The 18,087-nt window shown below is 59.8% G+C and carries 16 protein-coding genes; 10 read left to right on the top strand and 6 right to left on the bottom strand.

Features of this window, described 5'->3' with window-relative positions; all coding sequences use genetic code 11:
• Window positions 1–259 precede the first annotated feature (259 nt).
• The 6 genes from mepS (at window position 260) to yejF (ending at window position 8,174) form a co-directional block, all read left to right on the top strand.
• The gene (gene mepS / locus ACOI6Z_RS01515; RefSeq protein WP_004201653.1) at window positions 260–829 is read left to right on the top strand and encodes a bifunctional murein DD-endopeptidase/murein LD-carboxypeptidase; all 570 of its coding nucleotides are present in this window, start codon (window positions 260–262) and stop codon (window positions 827–829) included.
• A gap of 188 nt (window positions 830–1,017) precedes the next feature.
• The gene (locus ACOI6Z_RS01510; protein WP_065812283.1) at window positions 1,018–2,580 is read left to right on the top strand and encodes a cyclic di-GMP phosphodiesterase; all 1,563 of its coding nucleotides are present in this window, start codon (window positions 1,018–1,020) and stop codon (window positions 2,578–2,580) included.
• Between the two features lie 68 nt (window positions 2,581–2,648).
• Entirely contained in the window at window positions 2,649–4,454 is a 1,806-nt protein-coding gene (locus ACOI6Z_RS01505; protein WP_420686814.1) for an extracellular solute-binding protein, read from the top strand.
• A 9-nt stretch (window positions 4,455–4,463) separates the two neighbouring features.
• Entirely contained in the window at window positions 4,464–5,558 is a 1,095-nt protein-coding gene (locus ACOI6Z_RS01500; protein ID WP_023290462.1) for a microcin C ABC transporter permease YejB, read from the top strand.
• Window positions 5,558–6,583 carry a microcin C ABC transporter permease gene (locus tag ACOI6Z_RS01495; RefSeq protein ID WP_023290463.1) on the top strand — a complete coding sequence of 342 codons (1,026 nt, stop codon included), beginning with the start codon at window positions 5,558–5,560 and terminating at the stop codon, window positions 6,581–6,583. Before ACOI6Z_RS01500 ends, ACOI6Z_RS01495 begins: the two co-directional genes overlap by 1 nt.
• Before the next feature lies 1 nt (window position 6,584).
• Window positions 6,585–8,174, top strand: coding sequence for a microcin C ABC transporter ATP-binding protein YejF (gene yejF, locus ACOI6Z_RS01490; protein WP_420686811.1), 1,590 nt, complete (start codon window positions 6,585–6,587; stop codon window positions 8,172–8,174).
• Window positions 8,175–8,177: 3 nt separating this feature from the next.
• Here yejF and ACOI6Z_RS01485 read toward each other — a convergent pair whose 3' ends face one another.
• The 3 genes from ACOI6Z_RS01485 to rsuA all read right to left on the bottom strand — a co-directional run bounded on the left by ACOI6Z_RS01485 (window position 8,178) and on the right by rsuA (window position 10,765).
• Entirely contained in the window at window positions 8,178–8,522 is a 345-nt protein-coding gene (locus tag ACOI6Z_RS01485; protein WP_002912974.1) for a YejG family protein, read from the bottom strand.
• A gap of 330 nt (window positions 8,523–8,852) precedes the next feature.
• Window positions 8,853–10,049, bottom strand: coding sequence for a Bcr/CflA family multidrug efflux MFS transporter (locus ACOI6Z_RS01480; RefSeq protein WP_023290465.1), 1,197 nt, complete (start codon window positions 10,047–10,049; stop codon window positions 8,853–8,855).
• The gene (gene rsuA / locus ACOI6Z_RS01475; RefSeq protein ID WP_023290466.1) at window positions 10,046–10,765 is read right to left on the bottom strand and encodes a 16S rRNA pseudouridine(516) synthase RsuA; all 720 of its coding nucleotides are present in this window, start codon (window positions 10,763–10,765) and stop codon (window positions 10,046–10,048) included. Before rsuA ends, ACOI6Z_RS01480 begins: the two co-directional genes overlap by 4 nt.
• A gap of 147 nt (window positions 10,766–10,912) precedes the next feature.
• Between rsuA and ACOI6Z_RS01470 the strand changes: the two genes are divergently transcribed.
• Complete coding sequence (locus ACOI6Z_RS01470) at window positions 10,913–12,670, top strand: DEAD/DEAH box helicase (protein WP_032453539.1); 1,758 nt, start codon at window positions 10,913–10,915, stop codon at window positions 12,668–12,670.
• Between the two features lie 136 nt (window positions 12,671–12,806).
• On the top strand, window positions 12,807–13,091 hold the full coding sequence (rplY, locus tag ACOI6Z_RS01465; protein ID WP_032453540.1) for a 50S ribosomal protein L25: 285 nt from the start codon (window positions 12,807–12,809) through the stop codon (window positions 13,089–13,091).
• A 58-nt stretch (window positions 13,092–13,149) separates the two neighbouring features.
• Here the strand turns inward: rplY and ACOI6Z_RS01460 are convergent, their stop codons facing one another.
• Complete coding sequence (locus ACOI6Z_RS01460) at window positions 13,150–14,037, bottom strand: LysR family transcriptional regulator (RefSeq protein ID WP_064157259.1); 888 nt, start codon at window positions 14,035–14,037, stop codon at window positions 13,150–13,152.
• 103 nt (window positions 14,038–14,140) lie between these two features.
• Here ACOI6Z_RS01460 and ACOI6Z_RS01455 point away from each other — a divergent pair, with 103 nt between their 5' ends.
• Window positions 14,141–15,427: a serine hydrolase domain-containing protein gene (locus ACOI6Z_RS01455; protein ID WP_064157260.1), complete on the top strand. Its 1,287-nt coding sequence runs from the start codon at window positions 14,141–14,143 to the stop codon at window positions 15,425–15,427.
• A gap of 20 nt (window positions 15,428–15,447) precedes the next feature.
• Here the strand turns inward: ACOI6Z_RS01455 and ACOI6Z_RS01450 are convergent, their stop codons facing one another.
• Window positions 15,448–16,044, bottom strand: a complete 597-nt coding sequence (locus tag ACOI6Z_RS01450; RefSeq protein ID WP_032453543.1) for an NUDIX domain-containing protein — start codon at window positions 16,042–16,044, stop codon at window positions 15,448–15,450.
• Window positions 16,045–16,125: 81 nt separating this feature from the next.
• Between ACOI6Z_RS01450 and ACOI6Z_RS01445 the strand changes: the two genes are divergently transcribed.
• On the top strand, window positions 16,126–16,893 hold the full coding sequence (locus ACOI6Z_RS01445) for a DeoR/GlpR family DNA-binding transcription regulator (RefSeq protein ID WP_049013174.1): 768 nt from the start codon (window positions 16,126–16,128) through the stop codon (window positions 16,891–16,893).
• Between the two features lie 13 nt (window positions 16,894–16,906).
• On the opposite strand, the gene yejK is transcribed toward ACOI6Z_RS01445, so the two are convergent.
• Entirely contained in the window at window positions 16,907–17,914 is a 1,008-nt protein-coding gene (gene yejK / locus ACOI6Z_RS01440; protein WP_004144267.1) for a nucleoid-associated protein YejK, read from the bottom strand.
• Between the last annotated feature and the right edge of the window lie 173 nt (window positions 17,915–18,087).

Genomic DNA, 18,087 nt, shown 5'->3' with positions numbered 1-18,087 from the left:
CCGATGATTCACTTTTTGTCACCAAAATACTTATAAGAAATCGCGCAAAACCGCTCGCCATGCGGCGTTTGATAGGGTAATCTCGTTCTCGTTTTGCCTTTTCCGCAACATTAATTCAGGCCCTGAATAAAATTGTGCGTGACTGCACAAATTTAAGCTTAAGGAATTGTCTCATTGCGGATGGGTATTTAGGCTCTAACACGTTTGGCATTTTTTATAACGACATTGTCGTTAAGGACAACAAGGGAAAATAAACAGCATGGTCAAATCTCAGCCGATTTTGAGATACATCTTGCGGGTAGCCCCCGCGATTGCAGTAGCGGTTCTGCTTTCCGCGTGTAGTTCAACAAGTACCGCCAGGAATATGCATTCTGAGACGCATGCTGTGGGTAGTGGCGATTTATCATCACTGCAAGCCTCTCAGGATGAATTTGAAACGATGGTCCGTAACCTGGACGTGAAGTCCCGTTTAATGGATCAGTATGCCAGCTGGAAAGGCGTGCGTTACCGCCTCGGCGGCAGCACTCGCAAAGGTATCGACTGCTCGGCGTTCGTGCAGCGCACCTTCCGCGAACAATTTGGTCTGGAACTGCCGCGTTCAACTTCTGAACAGCAGGAAACCGGAAAATCGATTTCCCGTACCCAGCTGCGTACTGGCGATCTGGTTCTATTCCGCGCCGGCTCTACCGGCCGCCATGTCGGGATCTACCTCGGCAACAACCAGTTTGTTCACGCCTCTACCAGCAGCGGAGTGACCATCTCCAGCATGGATGAGCCATACTGGAAAAAGCGCTACAACGAAGCGCGTCGAGTTCTGAGCCGCTCGTAAACTGTCCTCTACCGCCGCCGGTTATCCCTTGGCTGGAAGCGGGATAAAAAACACTGCCCCGGCAGTGTTTTTTTTTTGCCACCTGATTCTGAACGACGCAAAATAAGCTATGTCTTTTAAGTGGGAATGAGAAAAACGACGACTGACAACCCGTTGCTGCGCATCAATAACACGGAAAGACTATAGCTATGCTGACTCGCTACTTTTCGCCCCAGCGTAAAACCTGGCTAACCAGCCTGTGCGTGGGAATTATCGTCGCGCTACTGGCTGGCAGCATTCAATTTATGGTGATTTACCATAACCGGGCGGAGCGTTTCGACGCCATTATCAACAACGTTAATACCTATCTAAAGCGCTATTTTCACGACCTGCGCCAGACCATTGACGGCCTGCAGCCGCTGGTGGACCAGCCCTGCGAGAATATTGACTCCGGGCTTACCTCCCACGCCGCGTTCAGCCCTAACGTCCGCGCTTTCCTGCTGGTCAAAAACGGCGTGGCCTTTTGCTCCTCGGCAACCGGCGCCATGAATACTCCCCTCACCCAGCTGATCCCGGCCATTGATATCCGCAAACCCCTTGATATGGCGATTTTGCCAGGCACGCCGATGATGCCGAAGAGCGCGGCGCTGGCGCTATGGGTAGGCAAACCCGGTGATGAAAACAGCGGCATTTTCGTGTCGATTAACGCCAATCTCACGCCGTATATCCTCTATTCCGCACGGCAGAATGATTTCAGCGGTATTGCGCTGGTCATCGGCCACACCGCTATCTCCACCTTCAGTAACCGGCTGGTGGATCCGCAAACGCTGCATAACGTGCCGATCCGCGAAGTGCAGATCGACGGTTTCCCCCTCAAGGTCTACCTGTATGCCAACAGCTGGCTGGCGGAAAATACGCAGTTTGCTCTGCTGCTCGGGGTGGTGTGCGGCCTGCTGGCGGGGCTGCTCTGCTATTACGTGCTGTCGATCAAATCCGATCCGCGAAAATCCATCCTGCTGGGGATCAAAAACAACCAGTTCTACGTCGTCTATCAGCCGGTGGTGAATGCCCAGACTCTGCGTATCAGCGGCGTGGAGGTCCTGATGCGCTGGCGCCATCCGGTGGTAGGCGAAATTCCGCCTGACGTCTTTATTAACCTCGCGGAAACCCAGCAGATGATCGTGCCGCTGACCGATCACCTGCTGGCGCTGATCGCCCGCGACGCGCCGGCGCTGAAGCGTATTCTGCCGCACGGCGTCAAGCTGGGGCTCAATATTTCCCCCACCCATCTTCAGGCCGACAGCTTCCGCGACGATATGCTGCGCTTCGCCGCCGCGCTGCCCGCCAGCCATTTTCACGTGGTGCTGGAGGTCACAGAGCGGGCGATGATTGACAAAGAAAAATCGGTCGCTAACTTCGCCTGGCTGCACCAGCACGGTTTTGAAATCGCGATCGATGATTTTGGCACCGGGCATAGCGCGTTGATCTATCTCGAACGCTATAACTTCGATTATCTGAAGATCGATCGCGGCTTTGTGCAGGCGATCGGCACCGAAACCGTCACCTCGCCGGTGCTGGATGCGGTGCTGACCCTCAGCCGTCGGCTGAAATTGATGACCGTTGCCGAAGGGGTGGAGACCCAGGAGCAGGCGGAGTGGCTCCGCGCTCAGGGAGTGCATTTCCTGCAGGGGTACTGGATCAGCCGGCCGCTGTCGCTGGCGGCGCTGGTGGCCGCGCACGATGAACCCGCGAATTATTTCACAACGCGTTAAGTCTCACTTATGATGCGGGAACAGAAGTCGGCCACGGGGGCCGGCTGTGACAGGGTATTCTGCCGCCTATGTATGCGCGACTTTTTCTGCTTCTGCTTGCTCTGTTTAGCCTGAGCGCTAAAGCGCAATCCATTCAGGAAAGCGTCGCCTTCGCGATTATCGGCGAACCCAAATACGCCGCCGGTTTCAGCCATTTTGATTATGTTAATCCACAGGCGCCGAAAGGCGGCACCCTCACCCTGGCGGCGATTGGCACCTTTGACAACTTCAACCGCTACGCGCTGCGCGGCAATCCCGCGGTACGCACTGAGGCGCTCTACGATCCCCTGTTCACCACCTCGGATGATGAGCCCGGCAGCTACTATCCGCTGATTGCCGAACGGGCGCGCTACGCCGGGGACTATTCATGGATGGAGATCGCCCTCAACCCGCGCGCCCGTTTTCACGACGGCACGCCGATCACCGCCCGCGATGTCGCTTTTACCTTCAATAAGTTTATGACCGAAGGGGTGCCGCAGTTCCGCCTCTTTTATAAAGGCACCACCGTGAAGGCCATCGCGCCGTTGACCGTGCGTATCGACCTCGGCCAGCCCGGTAAAGAGAACATGCTGAGCCTGCTGAGCCTGCCGGTGATGCCCGAGGCGTTCTGGCGTCATCACAAACTAAGCGACCCGCTGTCAAAGCCGCCGCTGGCCAGCGGGCCCTACCGCATCAGCGCCTGGCGGATGGGACAGTATATTACCTATTCCCGGGTCGCCGACTACTGGGCGGCCGACCTGCCAGTCAACCGCGGTCGCTGGAACTTCGATACGCTGCGCTATGACTATTATCTTGACGACAACGTCGCTTTCGAAGCCTTTAAAGCCGGGGCCGTCGACCGCCGGGAAGAGACGGTCGCCAAAAACTGGGCCACCCGCTACGTCGGCCGCAACTTCAGCCGCGGCTACATCATTAAAGAGGAGTATGCCAACACCTCGGCGCAGGATACCCAGTGGCTGGCGTTCAATATTCAGCGCCCGGTATTCGCCGATCGCCGGGTGCGGGAGGCCATTACCCTGGCGTTTGATTTTGAATGGATGAACAAGGCGCTGTTTTACAGCGCGTATCAGCGCGCCAACAGCTATTTCCAGAACACCGAATATGCCGCCCGCAGCCTGCCCGACGCGGCCGAGCTGGCCCTGCTGACGCCGATGAAAAACGAACTGCCCCCCGAGCTCTTCAGCCAGGTGTACCAACCGCCGGTCTCCCGCGGCGATGGCTTCGACCGCGCCAACTTACTCCAAGCCGACGCCCTGCTTAACGCGGCGGGCTGGACGGTGAAGAACCAGCGCCGGGTTAACGCCGCCACCGGCAAGCCGCTGCGCTTTGAACTGCTGATGCCGGCCGGAAGCAATGACCGCTGGGTGCTGCCGTTTCAGCACAACCTGCAGCGCCTGGGGATCGTCATGGATATTCGTCAGGTGGATAACTCGCAGTACAGCAACCGCCGCCGCCGCCGCGATTACGACATGATGCCGAGCCTGTGGCGCGCCATGCCCTGGCCGGGGACTGACCTGCAAATCTCCTGGGCGTCGGACTATATTCACTCCAGCTACAACGCGCCGGGGGTGCAAAGTCCGGTGGTGGATAAACTGATTGCGCAGATCCTGCAGTGGCAGGGTAATAAGCAGAAGCTGATCCCGCTTGGCCGGGCGCTGGACCGCGTCCTCACCTGGAACCACTACATGTTGCCGATGTGGTATATGGCGCAGGACCGCACCGCGTGGTGGAATAAATTCTCGTTCCCCCAAACCCGCCCCATTTATTCGTCCGGCCTTGATACCTGGTGGTATGACGCGAACAAAGCGGCCACCCTCCCCGCGGACAGACGCTAAGGACATACCATGGGCAGCTACCTGATCCGCCGTTTGCTGTTAGTGATCCCCACCCTGTGGGCCATCATTACCATTAACTTTTTTATTGTACAGATCGCTCCCGGCGGCCCGGTCGACCAGGCCATCGCCGCCATCGAATTTGGTCAGCACGGCGGAATGCCAGGCGCCGGCGACGGCGGGATGGGCGCCAGCCATGCCCGCACCGGCGCCGGCAATATCAGCGAGGGTCACTATCGCGGGGGGCGCGGCCTCGATCCGGAAGTCATCGCCGAGATCACCCACCGCTACGGCTTCGACAAACCGCTGCACGAACGCTACCTGAAGATGCTGGGCGATTATCTGCGCTTTGATTTTGGCGACAGCCTGTTTCGCAGCGCCTCCGTGCTGCAGCTGATTAAAGACAGCCTGCCGGTCTCGGTGAGCCTCGGGCTGTGGAGCACGCTGATCATCTATCTGGTCTCCATTCCGCTGGGCATCCGCAAAGCCGTCAGCAACGGCAGCCGCTTTGACATCTGGAGCAGTACGCTGATTATCGTTGGCTATGCGATCCCCGCCTTTCTGTTCGCCATCCTGCTGATCGTGATTTTCGCCGGCGGCAGCTATTTCGACCTCTTCCCGCTGCGCGGTCTGGTCTCGCCAAACTTCGACACCCTCCCGTGGTATGAAAAGATCCTCGACTATCTGTGGCACATCACCCTGCCGGTGCTGGCGACGGTGATCGGCGGCTTTGCCGCCCTGACCATGCTGACTAAAAACAGCTTCCTTGACGAGATCCGCAAACAGTATGTGGTCACCGCCCGCGCCAAAGGCGTCGGTGAGAAACAGATCCTCTGGGGACACGTGTTCCGCAACGCCATGCTGCTGGTGATCGCCGGTTTCCCGGCCACCTTTATCAGTATGTTCTTTACCGGCTCGCTGCTGATCGAAGTGATGTTCTCCCTGAATGGTCTGGGGCTGCTGGGCTATGAAGCGACGGTCTCCCGCGACTATCCGGTGATGTTCGGCACGCTCTATATTTTCACCCTGATCGGCCTGCTGCTGAATATCGTCAGCGATATCAGCTATACGCTGGTCGACCCGCGTATTGATTTTGAGGGCCGCTAATGTCGTTCTTCAGTCCCGTTAATCAGGCCCGCTGGGCGCGCTTTCGCCACAACCGTCGCGGTTACTGGTCGCTGTGGCTGTTTTTAATCCTCTTCCTCTGCAGCCTGGGGGCTGAGCTGCTGGCCAACGATCGGCCGCTGCTGGTGCAGTACCGGGGCCAGCTGTACGTCCCGGTGTTAAAAAACTATACCGAGCAGACCTTCGGCGGCGCATTCGCCACCGCCGCCGACTATCAGGATCCCTGGCTGCAGCAGCAGCTGGCCAGCCACGGCTGGGCGCTTTGGCCGCCGGTGCGCTTCGGCGCGACGACGATCAATTTTGCCAGCACGGTTCCTTTTCCATCGCCGCCCTCGGCCAGCAACTGGCTCGGCACCGACGCCAACGGCGGCGATGTGCTGGCGCGGATCCTTTATGGGACGCGCATCTCGGTACTGTTTGGTCTGCTGCTGACGCTGTTCTCCAGCGTGCTGGGGGTGCTGGCCGGTGCGATACAAGGTTATTACGGCGGTAAAATCGACCTCTGGGGGCAGCGTTTTATCGAAGTCTGGTCCGGTATGCCGACGCTGTTTCTGATCATCCTGCTCTCCAGCGTCGTGCAGCCGGGCTTCTGGTGGCTGCTGGCGATCACCGTCCTGTTTGGCTGGATGACGCTGGTGGGCGTGGTGCGCGCTGAATTTCTCCGCACCCGCAACTACGACTATATCCGGGCGGCGCAGGCGTTAGGGGTCAGCGACCGGCAGATCATCCTGCGGCATATGCTGCCCAACGCGATGGTGGCGACCCTCACCTTCCTGCCTTTTATTCTCTGCAGCTCTATTACCACCCTGACGTCGCTGGATTTTCTCGGCTTCGGCCTGCCGCTCGGCTCGCCCTCCCTCGGCGAGCTGCTCCTGCAGGGCAAAAACAACCTGCAGGCGCCCTGGCTGGGCATTGCCGCGTTTCTCTCTGTCGCCGTGCTGCTGACGCTGCTGATTTTCATCGGTGAAGCGGTGCGCGACGCCTTTGACCCCAGTAAGGCGGTGTAATATGACCCACCCGCTGTTAGCTATCGACAATCTCTCTATCGCCTTTCGCCAGCAGGGGGAGACGCAGACCGTCGTGCATAATCTGTCGCTCGAGGTGGCGGCCGGCGAAACGCTGGCCCTGGTGGGGGAATCCGGCTCCGGTAAGAGCATCTCCGCCCTGTCGGTGCTGCGGCTGCTCCCTACCCCGCCGGCCAGCTACCCCAGCGGCGATATCCGTTTTCATGGCCAGTCGCTGCTGCATGCGGATGAGGCGACCCTGCGCGGCGTGCGCGGCAACCGGATCGCGATGATCTTTCAGGAGCCGATGGTGTCGCTCAATCCCCTCCATACCCTGGAAAAACAGCTCTACGAGGTGCTGTCGTTACACCGGGGAATGCGCAAAGAGGCGGCGCGCGGGGAGATCCTCGACTGCCTGGAGCGCGTCGGGATCCGTCAGGCGCCGCGGCGGCTGGCGGACTATCCGCACCAGCTCTCGGGCGGCGAGCGCCAGCGGGTGATGATCGCCATGGCGCTGCTGACGCGCCCGGAGCTGTTGATTGCCGACGAGCCGACCACCGCCCTCGATGTGTCAGTGCAGGCGCAAATTCTGCAGCTGCTGCGCGAGCTAAAGCGGGAGCTGAACATGGGGTTGCTGTTTATCACCCATAACCTGAGCATCGTCCGCCAGCTGGCTGACCGGGTGGCGGTGATGCAGAACGGCCGCTGCGTGGAGCACAATCACTGTCGGGCGCTGTTTAGCGCGCCGGCCCATCCTTACACCCAACGCCTGCTGGATAGCGAACCGGACGGCGAGCCGGTGCCGCTGGCCGCCGATGCCCCGGTGCTGCTGCAGGCGGAGGCGTTACAGGTGGCGTTCCCCATTCGCCGGGGGATCCTGCGTCGGGTGGTCGATCACCATCGGGTGGTCAATGATCTCCATTTCCAGCTACGGGCCGGCGAGACGCTGGGTCTGGTGGGAGAATCGGGTTCCGGCAAAAGCACGACCGGTCTGGCGCTGCTGCGCCTGATCCCCTCCGAGGGCAAGATAACCTTTGCCGGCCAGCCGATTCAGGGACGCGGTCGCCGACAGCTGCTGCCGCTGCGCCGACAGATGCAGGTGGTTTTTCAGGATCCGAACTCGTCGCTCAATCCGCGCCTGACGGCGCAGCAGATCATTGAGGAGGGCCTGCGCGTCCACCAGCCGACGCTGACGGCGGCTGAACGCGAACATGCGGTGATCCTTGCCATGCAGGAGGTCGGCCTCGACCCGGCCAGCCGCCAGCGCTACCCGGCGGCTTTCTCCGGCGGCCAGCGCCAGCGTATCGCCATCGCCAGAGCGTTAATCGTCAAGCCGCAGCTGATCGTCCTCGACGAGCCGACTTCCTCGCTGGATAAAACCGTTCAGGCGCAGATCCTGAATCTGCTGAAAGCATTACAGCTGAAGCATCAGCTGGCCTATATTTTTATCAGCCATGATTTAGGCGTGGTGCGCGCGCTGTGTCACCAGGTGATGGTGTTGCGGCAGGGAGTGGTGGTCGAACAGGGCGAGTGCCAGTCCGTCTTCAGCGCGCCCCGGCATGAGTATACCCGCCAGCTGCTGGCGCTAAGCTGACGGTCAGAAAGGGTTATTGCCGGAGAAGGGCTCGGCGATCGCCACGCCAAAGTTTTTCAGACGACAGGTGGCGGCAAACTCATCCTGCAGATTAACGAACAGGCAGGGCTCGCCTTCGCACTCCAGAACGGAACAGTCGACTTCGATGTCGCTTAACGCCTGGCTGAGCTTATGCATCACCGGCCAGGCTTTTTCACCGTCCGGACTCAGCAACTTCAGGGCGACGAGACTGTTTTCGTTCTGCGCGCCGTTTTGCGGAATCGGTTCAACTCTGGAACCCGCAAAACCGGCCAGCCAGCGATAGCTCTGCGGCAGACGGTGTACGATAGAGAGTTGTTGTGTATTCACGTGGTTTCCCCGGAAGCAAAAGGCTTCACAATAAATTTACATCAATATTAACACACTGTTGACAAATAGTCCTGCTCAGACGCAGAAAACGTTTACAGCCGCGGCGGCCCAGGGTTAAGCGCTTATATTCCAGCGTGTTATTTTTTAACCCGGCAAGCCGATTGGCGCTATATGTACCCGTATCTGTGATCCAAAACAACTTTTTTATCGCAACAATGCGACTTTTTACACTAATTGATTTTACATAAAGGAAACAAATCGCAGAACCCTGAAGCCCATTGCGGTTGACGTGCATCAAGAAAGGGGCGATTTCGCCCCTGAAAATGTGACCTAGCGTGCGATTTTTCGCCGGCGGGAAGCGTAAAGGGAGAAGAAAATAGAGCTGGTGGCGCAGAAGGCGATGGAGATCAGCATCGGCCAGGCGGTGGTAAAGGTGGCCATCGACAGCAGCGCGCCGATAATCGCCCCGATACCAAAGCGGAAAGTCCCCGCCAGCGACGAAGCGGTGCCCGCCATATGCGGAAACTCATCGAGGATCACCGCCATCGCGTTCGACGACACCATCGATACGCAGCCAACGAAGGCCGCCACGCCGATGACCAGCGACCAGAAGCCGACGTCGAGCAGCGCGCAAACCACCATCCACACCGCCATGGCAAACTGGATCCACAGCCCGGCGCGGAACATGCGCAACGCTCCTACCCGCCGCACAAACCGGCTGTTGAACATGGTCATCAGGAACAGAAAGACAATGTTCAGCGCAAAATAGTAGCCAAAGTGCTGAGGCGCGACGTGGTTAATATTGATATAGACGAAAGGCCCGGCGCTAAGAAAAGAGAACATGCCCGCGAAGCTGAAGCCGCTCGCCAGCATATAGCTCAGGACCCGCTTATGGCGGAACAGGGTGGCAAAGTTACCCATCGTGGTGCGCAGGTGGAACGGCTGACGCCTTTCAGCCGGCAGCGTTTCGCGGATAAACAGGCCGATCATCAGCGACGCCAGCAGGGCCGCCAGGGCGAGGATCCAGAAGATGGCATGCCAGCTGAACCAGACCAGCACCGCCCCGCCGACCATCGGCGCCACCAGCGGCGCAATGGTCGTCACCAGCATGACAAACGACATCATCCGCGAAAACTCATCTTTCGGATAGATATCGCGCATCAGGGCGTTGATCACCACGCTGGCCGCCGCGGCCGCCAGACCGTGGAAGAAGCGCATGGCGATCAGCATCTCGATGGTCTGCGACAGGGCGCAGGCCACCGCCGCCGCGGCGAAGACCAGCGTTCCGCCGAGGATCACCGGCTTGCGGCCGAGGCTGTCGGCCATCGGACCGTACAGCAGCTGCCCCAGCGCAAAGCCGAGGATATAGGTGCTGAGGGTCATCTGCGCGCTGCCGTCCGGCACGTGGTACTGGGCAGCGATCACCGGCAGGGCCGGGAGATACATATCGATCGACAGCGGCATCAGCATGGCCAGCAGGCCAAGGATAAAGACAATCCCCAGAGACGAATTTTGCTTCAGCGTCACGTTTTGCTCCGTGGCTGCGGGGCGCCCACGCTGGCGATTTCCGCTTCCGTCAGCGGACGATATTCACCCGGCGCCAGAGATTCATCCAGCAGGATGTCGCCGATGCGTTCCCGATGCAGGCCAACCACGTGGTTGCCCACGGCGGCGAACATGCGTTTCACCTGATGGTAGCGGCCTTCGCTAATGGTGAGGCGCACTTCGGTCGGAGTGATAACTTCCAGCACCGCCGGTTTGGTGAGATCTTTTTCGTTATGCAGCTGGACGCCTTTGGCAAACAGCTCCGCGGTCCCTTCCGCCAGCGGGCTTTCCAGCGCCACCAGATAGGTTTTTTCACAGTGGTGTCGCGGCGAGGTAATGCGGTGCGACCATTGGCCGTCATCGGTCATCAGCACCAGTCCGGTGGTGTCGATATCCAGCCGACCGGCGGCATGCAGCTTATGCGCCACCGGCTCGTCGAGGAAATAGAGGATAGTCGGATGATCGGGATCGTCGGTGGAACAGACGTACCCCTGCGGCTTGTTGAGCATAAAATAGCGCGGGCCGTTCTGCTGGGTCAGCGTGTTCCCGTCATACTCCACCTCGTGCTCCGGCTGAAGCTTAAAGGAAGCATCTTTTACAATGTCGCCGTCCACGGTAACGCGGCTGCCGCGGATTTCACGCCCGGCAATAGCCCGGCTGACGCCAAGCTGCTGAGCGATAAACTTATCAAGTCGCATGAGATTTTTTTAGCCTGTCAAAGTGCTGGAGCGGGCAAATCGCCCGAAAAAGAAGAAATTCACTGGCTAGTATAACGGGCTCTTAACACCACTCAAGGGAAAAGATTCATGGCATACTATTCGCGAGTTAATTAGCCCCGTGAATTCATGACTTTTACATTACGTCCCTACCAACAAGAAGCCGTCGATGCCACCCTCGCCTGGTTTCGTCGCCATACCGAGCCGGCGGCGATTGTCCTGCCCACCGGCGCGGGCAAAAGCCTGGTGATCGCCGAGCTTGCCCGACTGGCCCGCGGCCGCGTGCTGGTGCTGGCCCACGTCAAAGAGCTGGTGGCGCAGAATCATGCTAAATACTGCGCCCTTGGCCTCGAGGCGGATATCTTTGCCGCCGGACTGCAGCGTAAAGAGAGCCACGGCAAAGTGGTGTTCGGCAGCGTGCAGTCGGTGGCGCGCAATCTGGCGCAATTTCGCAGCGAGTTTTCGCTGCTGATCGTCGATGAATGCCACCGCATCAGCGATGATGACGACAGCCAGTATCAGCAGATCATCAGCCACCTGCGGCAGGTCAACCCGCAGCTCCGGCTGCTCGGCCTGACGGCGACCCCGTTCCGCCTCGGCAAGGGGTGGATCTATCAGTTCCACTACCACGGGATGGTGCGTGGCGATGAAAAAGCGCTGTTCCGCGACTGCATCTATGAGCTGCCGCTGCGCTATATGATTAAGCACGGCTACCTGACGCCGCCGGAACGCCTCGATATGCCGGTGGTACAGTACGATTTCAGCCGCCTGCAGGCGCAAAGCAACGGCCTGTTCAGCGAGGCCGATCTTAATCACGAACTGAAAAAACAGCAGCGCATTACACCGCATATCGTCAGCCAGATCGTGGAGTTCGCCGAAAGCCGCAAAGGGGTGATGATCTTCGCCGCCACCGTGGAGCACGCCCGGGAAGTGACCGGCCTGCTGCCGGCAGGCCAGGCGGCGCTGATCACCGGGGAAACCCCGGGTCCGGAGCGAGATCGCATCATCGAGGCGTTTAAAGCGCAGGCGTATCGCTATCTGGTGAACGTCGCGGTGCTGACCACCGGCTTCGACGCCCCGCACGTCGACCTGATCGCCATCCTCCGCCCCACCGAGTCGGTGAGTCTTTACCAACAGATCGTTGGCCGCGGCCTGCGCCTGGCACCGGGAAAAACCGACTGCCTGATCCTCGACTACGCCGGCAACCCGCACGACCTGTACGCCCCGGAAGTGGGGACGCCGAAGGGCAAAAGCGACAACGTGCCGGTGCAGGTCTTCTGCCCGGCCTGCGGCTTCGCCAACACCTTCTGGGGAAAAACCACCGCCGACGGCACCTTGATTGAGCATTTTGGCCGCCGCTGCCAGGGGTGGTTCGAAGATGACGACGGCCACCGCGAACAGTGCGACTTCCGCTTTCGCTTCAAAAACTGCCCGCAGTGCAACGCGGAAAACGATATCGCCGCCCGTCGCTGCCGGGAGTGCGACACCATTCTGGTTGACCCGGACGACATGCTGAAGGCGGCGCTGAAGCTGAAGGACGCGCTGGTGCTGCGCTGCAGCGGCATGGCCCTGCAGCACGGTAGCGACGAGAAAGGCCCGTGGCTGAAAATCACCTACTACGATGAGGACGGCGCCGACGTCAGTGAGCGCTTCCGTCTGCAAACGCCCGCCCAGCGTACCGCCTTTGAGCAGTTGTTTATCCGCCCGCATACCCGCACGCCGGGAGTGCCGCTGCGCTGGATAACGCCGGCGGATATCGTGGCCCAGCAGGCGCTGCTGCGCCATCCGGACTTTGTCGTCGCCCGCATGAAAGGCCAGTACTGGCAGGTGCGGGAAAAAGTGTTCGATTATCAGGGGCGTTTTCGCCGCGCCAACGAGCTGCGTTAATCACCCGAAAGCTGAGGTTTTGATTGCCCGTGTGTCGTTTGGCGGCTATAATGCCGCCCGCTTTTGCATTCGCAAAGCAGATAATCCGCCTGTTGCTGGGTCGCCTGTAGCAGGCTTTATATATAGAGAGACATCAATGTTTACTATCAACGCAGAAGTACGTAAAGAGCAGGGTAAGGGTGCGAGCCGCCGCCTGCGCGCAGCTAACAAGTTCCCGGCAATCATCTACGGTGGCGAAGCTGCTCCGGTTGCTATCGAACTGGACCACGACAAAGTATGGAACATGCAGAGCAAAGCTGAGTTTTACGGCGAAGTTCTGACCGTCGTTGTTGATGGCAAAGAAGAAAAAGTCAAAGTTCAGGCTGTTCAGCGCCACGCGTTCAAGCCGAAACTGACTCACATCGACTTCGTTCGCGCGTAATCGCCGATAGCAAGTTGTATGGCAAGCGCCCCGGGGTCTTCGGCTCCGGGGCGTTTTGTTATCCGCGCCGCCAAAGCGCCGGCGCCTCGTCCACGATGTCGCTCAGCAGCCGGTGCTTATTCATTCCGGGCAGCCAGAGCATCACCATGGTGACGTTCAGCCCCTGACTGCCGACCTCCGTCGCGATTTCACCGACTCCCCGCCACTCGCCTGGCCGCAAATGGTCCGGTAAAAACCCCCAGCCCCTCCCCTGCTCCATCGCATGGCGCAGCAGGGTAATTTCGTTCATATACAGCGTATGGCCGGAGATCTGCAGCCGGCGGGCAATCTGATCGTCGCTGCGCCGGTGCATCACCAGCTGCGGCGTCAACGACAGATTGAGCAGCGTCAGCGGCCGCGCGGCATCCCGGAACAGGCGGTCCGCCGCGTAGAAACGCAGATCCACGGTGCCGAGCGCCCGCCACTCCATTTCGCTGCCCAGCGTGCGGTTGTTGGCCTGGCACATCGCCATATCCGCCACGCCATCGCTCAGCGCCTGCTCGGCTTCGCGCCGCGAGGCGCTCCAGCAGCTTAACCGGATCTGCCGCCGGGCCAGCGTATCGGCCAGCGCGCAGAGAAAATCACGTGGGATAAAGGGATCATACGCCAGACGCAACTCCTGCCCGGCGGTTTGCGGCAGCGTTTGCGCAAAAGACTCGAAAGCCTGCGCCTGACGCAACAGCAGATGCGCCTGACGAAAAAGCTGCTCCCCTTCGGCGGTTAAGGTCAGGGTACGCCCTTCCCGGCTGAACAGCCGATAGCCCAGCGCATCTTCCAGATAGTCCAGCAGATCGCGCAGCGTGGTTCGGTCTTTACCTAACCGAATGGCCGCCCGCGACAGGCTGCCGGTCTCGGCGATGGTGGCGAATGCTTCAATCTGCGCGAAAGAATACTGCAGGGTTTTCATCCTTCTCTCCCTTGCGGGGGAAAATCCCCCCTTTGCTGATTTTAGCCGCCGCGCGCCGATTTATATACTGCGATGCGAATCTATGGCAAACGAGGAAAGGATGATGATAAGAAAACCACTGGCCCTGGCATTAATCCTGGCGGCGCTGCCGGCCGCGGCAATGGCACAACGCTGCGGCGACCTGACGCTGGATGTCTGCCCAACGCCTTACGACCAAACGCTACCCGCCGCCAAAGATATGCTCAGCTGGGATCAGACTTCACGCGTGATTGGCTTTCGAAATGACTATCGCAACTATGCCGGCGATGTTTTCCGCCACGGCGCCTCGGCGCCGCTGGAACGCGCTGAAAAACAATTGACCGATGCCCGCTATACCCTTAACGGCCACACCTGGACCCTGCAGGATTACCTGAAGCGCGAGAACGTCAGCGGTATGCTGGTGCTGAAAGACGGCAAAGTCGCCTGGAAATATCTTGGCGACGGCAACACCGATACCACCCTGTGGACCTCACGCTCGGTGGGAAAATCGGTGGTCTCAACGCTGGTGGGCATCGCCATTCAGCAGGGTAAGATCCACTCCCTCGATGATCTGATTACCGTTTATGAACCCGAACTGAAAGGCACCGCCTGGGACGGCGTGACGCTGAAGCAGTTGATGCAGCACACCAGCGGTGTGGAATGGAATGAAGACTACACCGACCCGCAGTCGCACTTCGCCCGCCTGACCCAGTGCGAGGCGCAGCCCGGGGCCTATGCCTGCGTGCGCAAGATCGTCACCGGCCTGGCGCGCAAACATCCGGCGGGCGAGCAGTGGTCCTACTCTTCCGGCGGCGCCTGGCTGCTGGGCGATATCCTGGAGCGCGCCACCAGCATGTCGCTGGCCGCCTGGCTTGAGCAGTCGCTGTGGCAGCCCGCCGGGATGGCCCACGACGGCGTATGGCATGCTTATCAGCAAGGGAAGCACGATGTCGGCGCCCACGGCTTTAACGCCACCCTTGAAGACTGGGGCCGCTTCGGCGAATTCGTCGCCCGCGATGGTCGGTTAAGCAACGGCAAACAGCTGGTGCCGGCGGGCTGGTTCGATCAGGCCGCAAGCTGGACCACTGCGCTAAACTCGGTCTCGGCGGCGCATCCGCAAGGTATCTACGGCTATCAGTGGTGGAATAACGCCATACCGGCGAATGCGCAAAACGTCCAGCCGACGCCGCAGGAAGGGCTGAAAGACTCGCTGTGGGCGCTGGGGATCTACGGCCAGGTGATCATGGTGAACCGCGCGGAACACCTGGTGATCGTCCAGTGGTCGACCTGGCCGCAGGCGGAACCCTCCTTTAACGCCCAGCCGCTGGAAGCGGCGCTGATGTACAGCGCCATTGCCCGCGAGCTGCGTTAACCCTCCCTGCTCCTTGCCGCTCAGCCGGCGAGGAGCGTGTCGGCATTCAGCGCCAGGTGCTGCAGCAGGATAATGGTTTTGGCATCCATGATCTCGCCATCGCGAATGGCCTGCAGCGCCCGCGCCAGGGGCCACTCCAGCACTTCAATGTCCTCACCTTCCGCCGCCAGCCCGCCGCCGTCTCCCTGCCGGTCATCGGCCTGATATTCGGCGATAAAAAAGTAGAGTTTTTCGGTGACAGATCCGGGGCTCATAAAGACGGTGAAGAGGGGCTCGATGCGCGTCACCCGAAAGCCGGTCTCCTCTTCCGCTTCGGCAACGATCCGCGCCTCCGGCGAGGCGTTATCCAACAGCCCTGCCGCCGCTTCAATGAGATATCCGTCGTGACCGTGAGTAAACACCGGAAAACGGAACTGACGGGTCAGGACCACCGTCCGCTTTTCCCGGTTGTAGAGTAAAATGACCGCGCCGTTGCCGCGATCGTAGGCCTCGCGGCTCTGCTCCTGCCAGCGTCCGTCCCGGCGCTGCAGTTCGAAGGTATATTTTTTCAGCGTGTACCAGTTATCAGAGAGCAGCGTCTCGCGAACGTGACGGACGTGCGGTGCGTGAGTTTGCATGTTATATCCCCTTTCAGATGACAGCAGGCACCATAACATGCATAATCGTGCATAAACAAGATCACTCGTGAAGGAAAAATCATGCTCGCCAGTCAACGAAAACAGCAAATCCTGCAGATCCTTGCGGAGGAAAAACAGGTAATGTCCGGGGAGCTGAGCCAACGGTTTAACGTCTCTGAGGACTCCATTCGCCGCGATCTACGCGAGCTGGCGGCGGAAGGAAAACTGCAGCGGGTCCACGGTGGGGCGCTGCCGGTCTCTGCCGCCATCGCCCCTATTGAAACACGCAAAAGCGTGCAAATCGCCTCCAAACAGGCGGTGGCGCGCGCTGCCGCCGGCCTGATCCAGCCGGGACAGGTGGTGATTGTCGATGGCGGCACCACCACCGCGGCGATGATCGGCTTATTACCCGCCGACCTCAGCTGCACGGTGGTCACTCACAGCCCCGGCATCGCCGTGGCGCTGGTCGATCACCCGCGAATCGAGGTGATCCTGCTCGGCGGCAAAGTGTTTAAGCATTCGGTTGTCGCCGTCGGCCCTGAAACGCTGGAAGCAATGGCGCGGATCAACGCCGATGTGTTCTTTATGGGGGTGACCGGCGTCCACCCGCGAGCGGGTTTTACCACCGGTGATTATGAAGAGGCAGGCATCAAGCGCGCGCTGGCGGCCAGGGCCGCGGAAACCGTGGTGATGGCCTCCCGGGAAAAGCTCAACGCCGCGTCGGCCTTTGCCATCGGCGAGCTGAACCTCGCCAGTACGCTTATCGTCGATGGGGAGCCCGACGCCGCGCTGCGCCAGCGGCTGGTGCAGAGCGGCGTGGAGATCGTCCCCGTTCAGCGGTCGCGCTGACGGGGCGTGGCGCTTAGTTGCCGCCGGACGTCCGGCGCTGCAGCTGGTCGCGCAGGTTCGGCGGGGTGCCCTTAATGGTCAGGGTATCGGTGGCGGGATCCCAGAATACGCGTTCGCCCAGCAGCATCGCGTCGAAGTTAATGGTCAAACCGCCGCCGCTGCCGGCAAACTTGGTCAGCTGACGTAAGGTGCTGCGATCCGCCGGGAAGCTCTCTTCCAGCTCGTAGCCCTGCTCGGCGGTGAATTCCTGGAAGCTCTTTTCGCTGACGCCGGCGAGCTCTTTGGACAGCGACTCCAGCTCAATCTCTTCCCCGGCCTGCAGCTGTTCATTGCAGTAAGCATAGACCTGCTGACGCACATTCTGTCGCTCGGATTTATCAAGCTGCGCGTCGGCGGCAAAGTCATCCACCGCCTGCAGCAGGCCGCGGTTCTGCGCTTTGGCGTTGAGACCTTCGCTGGCACCGAGGAAATCCATGAAGAAATCGGCCACTTTGCGCCCTACCCGCCCTTTCAGGAAGGTCAGGTAGCGGGTCGACTCCGGGTTGGTTTCCCACTCGGTCAGATCGATGCGCGCGACGATATCGGCATGGTTAATATCCAGATAATGGGTCGAGCGGATATCCAGCTCTTCGTTGACGCGCATGCTGCTGAGGTTATTGAGCACCGCCACCAGCAGATACTCGACCGCCAGGTAACGATACTGACAGAAGAGGACAATGCCCCCTTCGGCGAACGGGTATTTCGCCAGCTCATCGCGCAGGCGGCCGGTCGCCGCGCGGCTGAACGCCAGAAACTCCTCTTCCCCCTGACGCTGCAGGCGCAGCGCCTGCGCCAGTTCGCTCTCTTCATTGAACAAGCCATAGGCTTTGCTTTTGGCGCTATAAACCCGGTGCAGTTCAGCCATCATCTCGACGACCGTCGCGTTCGGCTCCAGCAGTGACTCGCGCAGCACCAGCTCCAGATTTTGTTCATCACGTTTGATTAACTGATGCAGGGCAATCTGGTCGATATCCAGACTCATGTTAAACTCTCCTTTTAGACCGGGCGGTATTCAACCACCGCCGGGTTGCCGACGCAACTGGCGCCACACATTTCGACGTCATGACTGACGATCGGTGCGCTTTTGCGCCGCGGCGAAAAAATGCGGAAAAAAAGCTGCTGCTACGGTAATATGTTGCCCTTTCACGAACAAAC

Source organism: Klebsiella sp. C239, from assembly GCF_048822715.1.
Taxonomy (GTDB): domain Bacteria; phylum Pseudomonadota; class Gammaproteobacteria; order Enterobacterales; family Enterobacteriaceae; genus Klebsiella; species Klebsiella quasipneumoniae.
The sequence above is the reverse complement of the archived record's forward strand: the minus strand, read 5'-3'. Positions and strand labels throughout refer to the sequence as shown.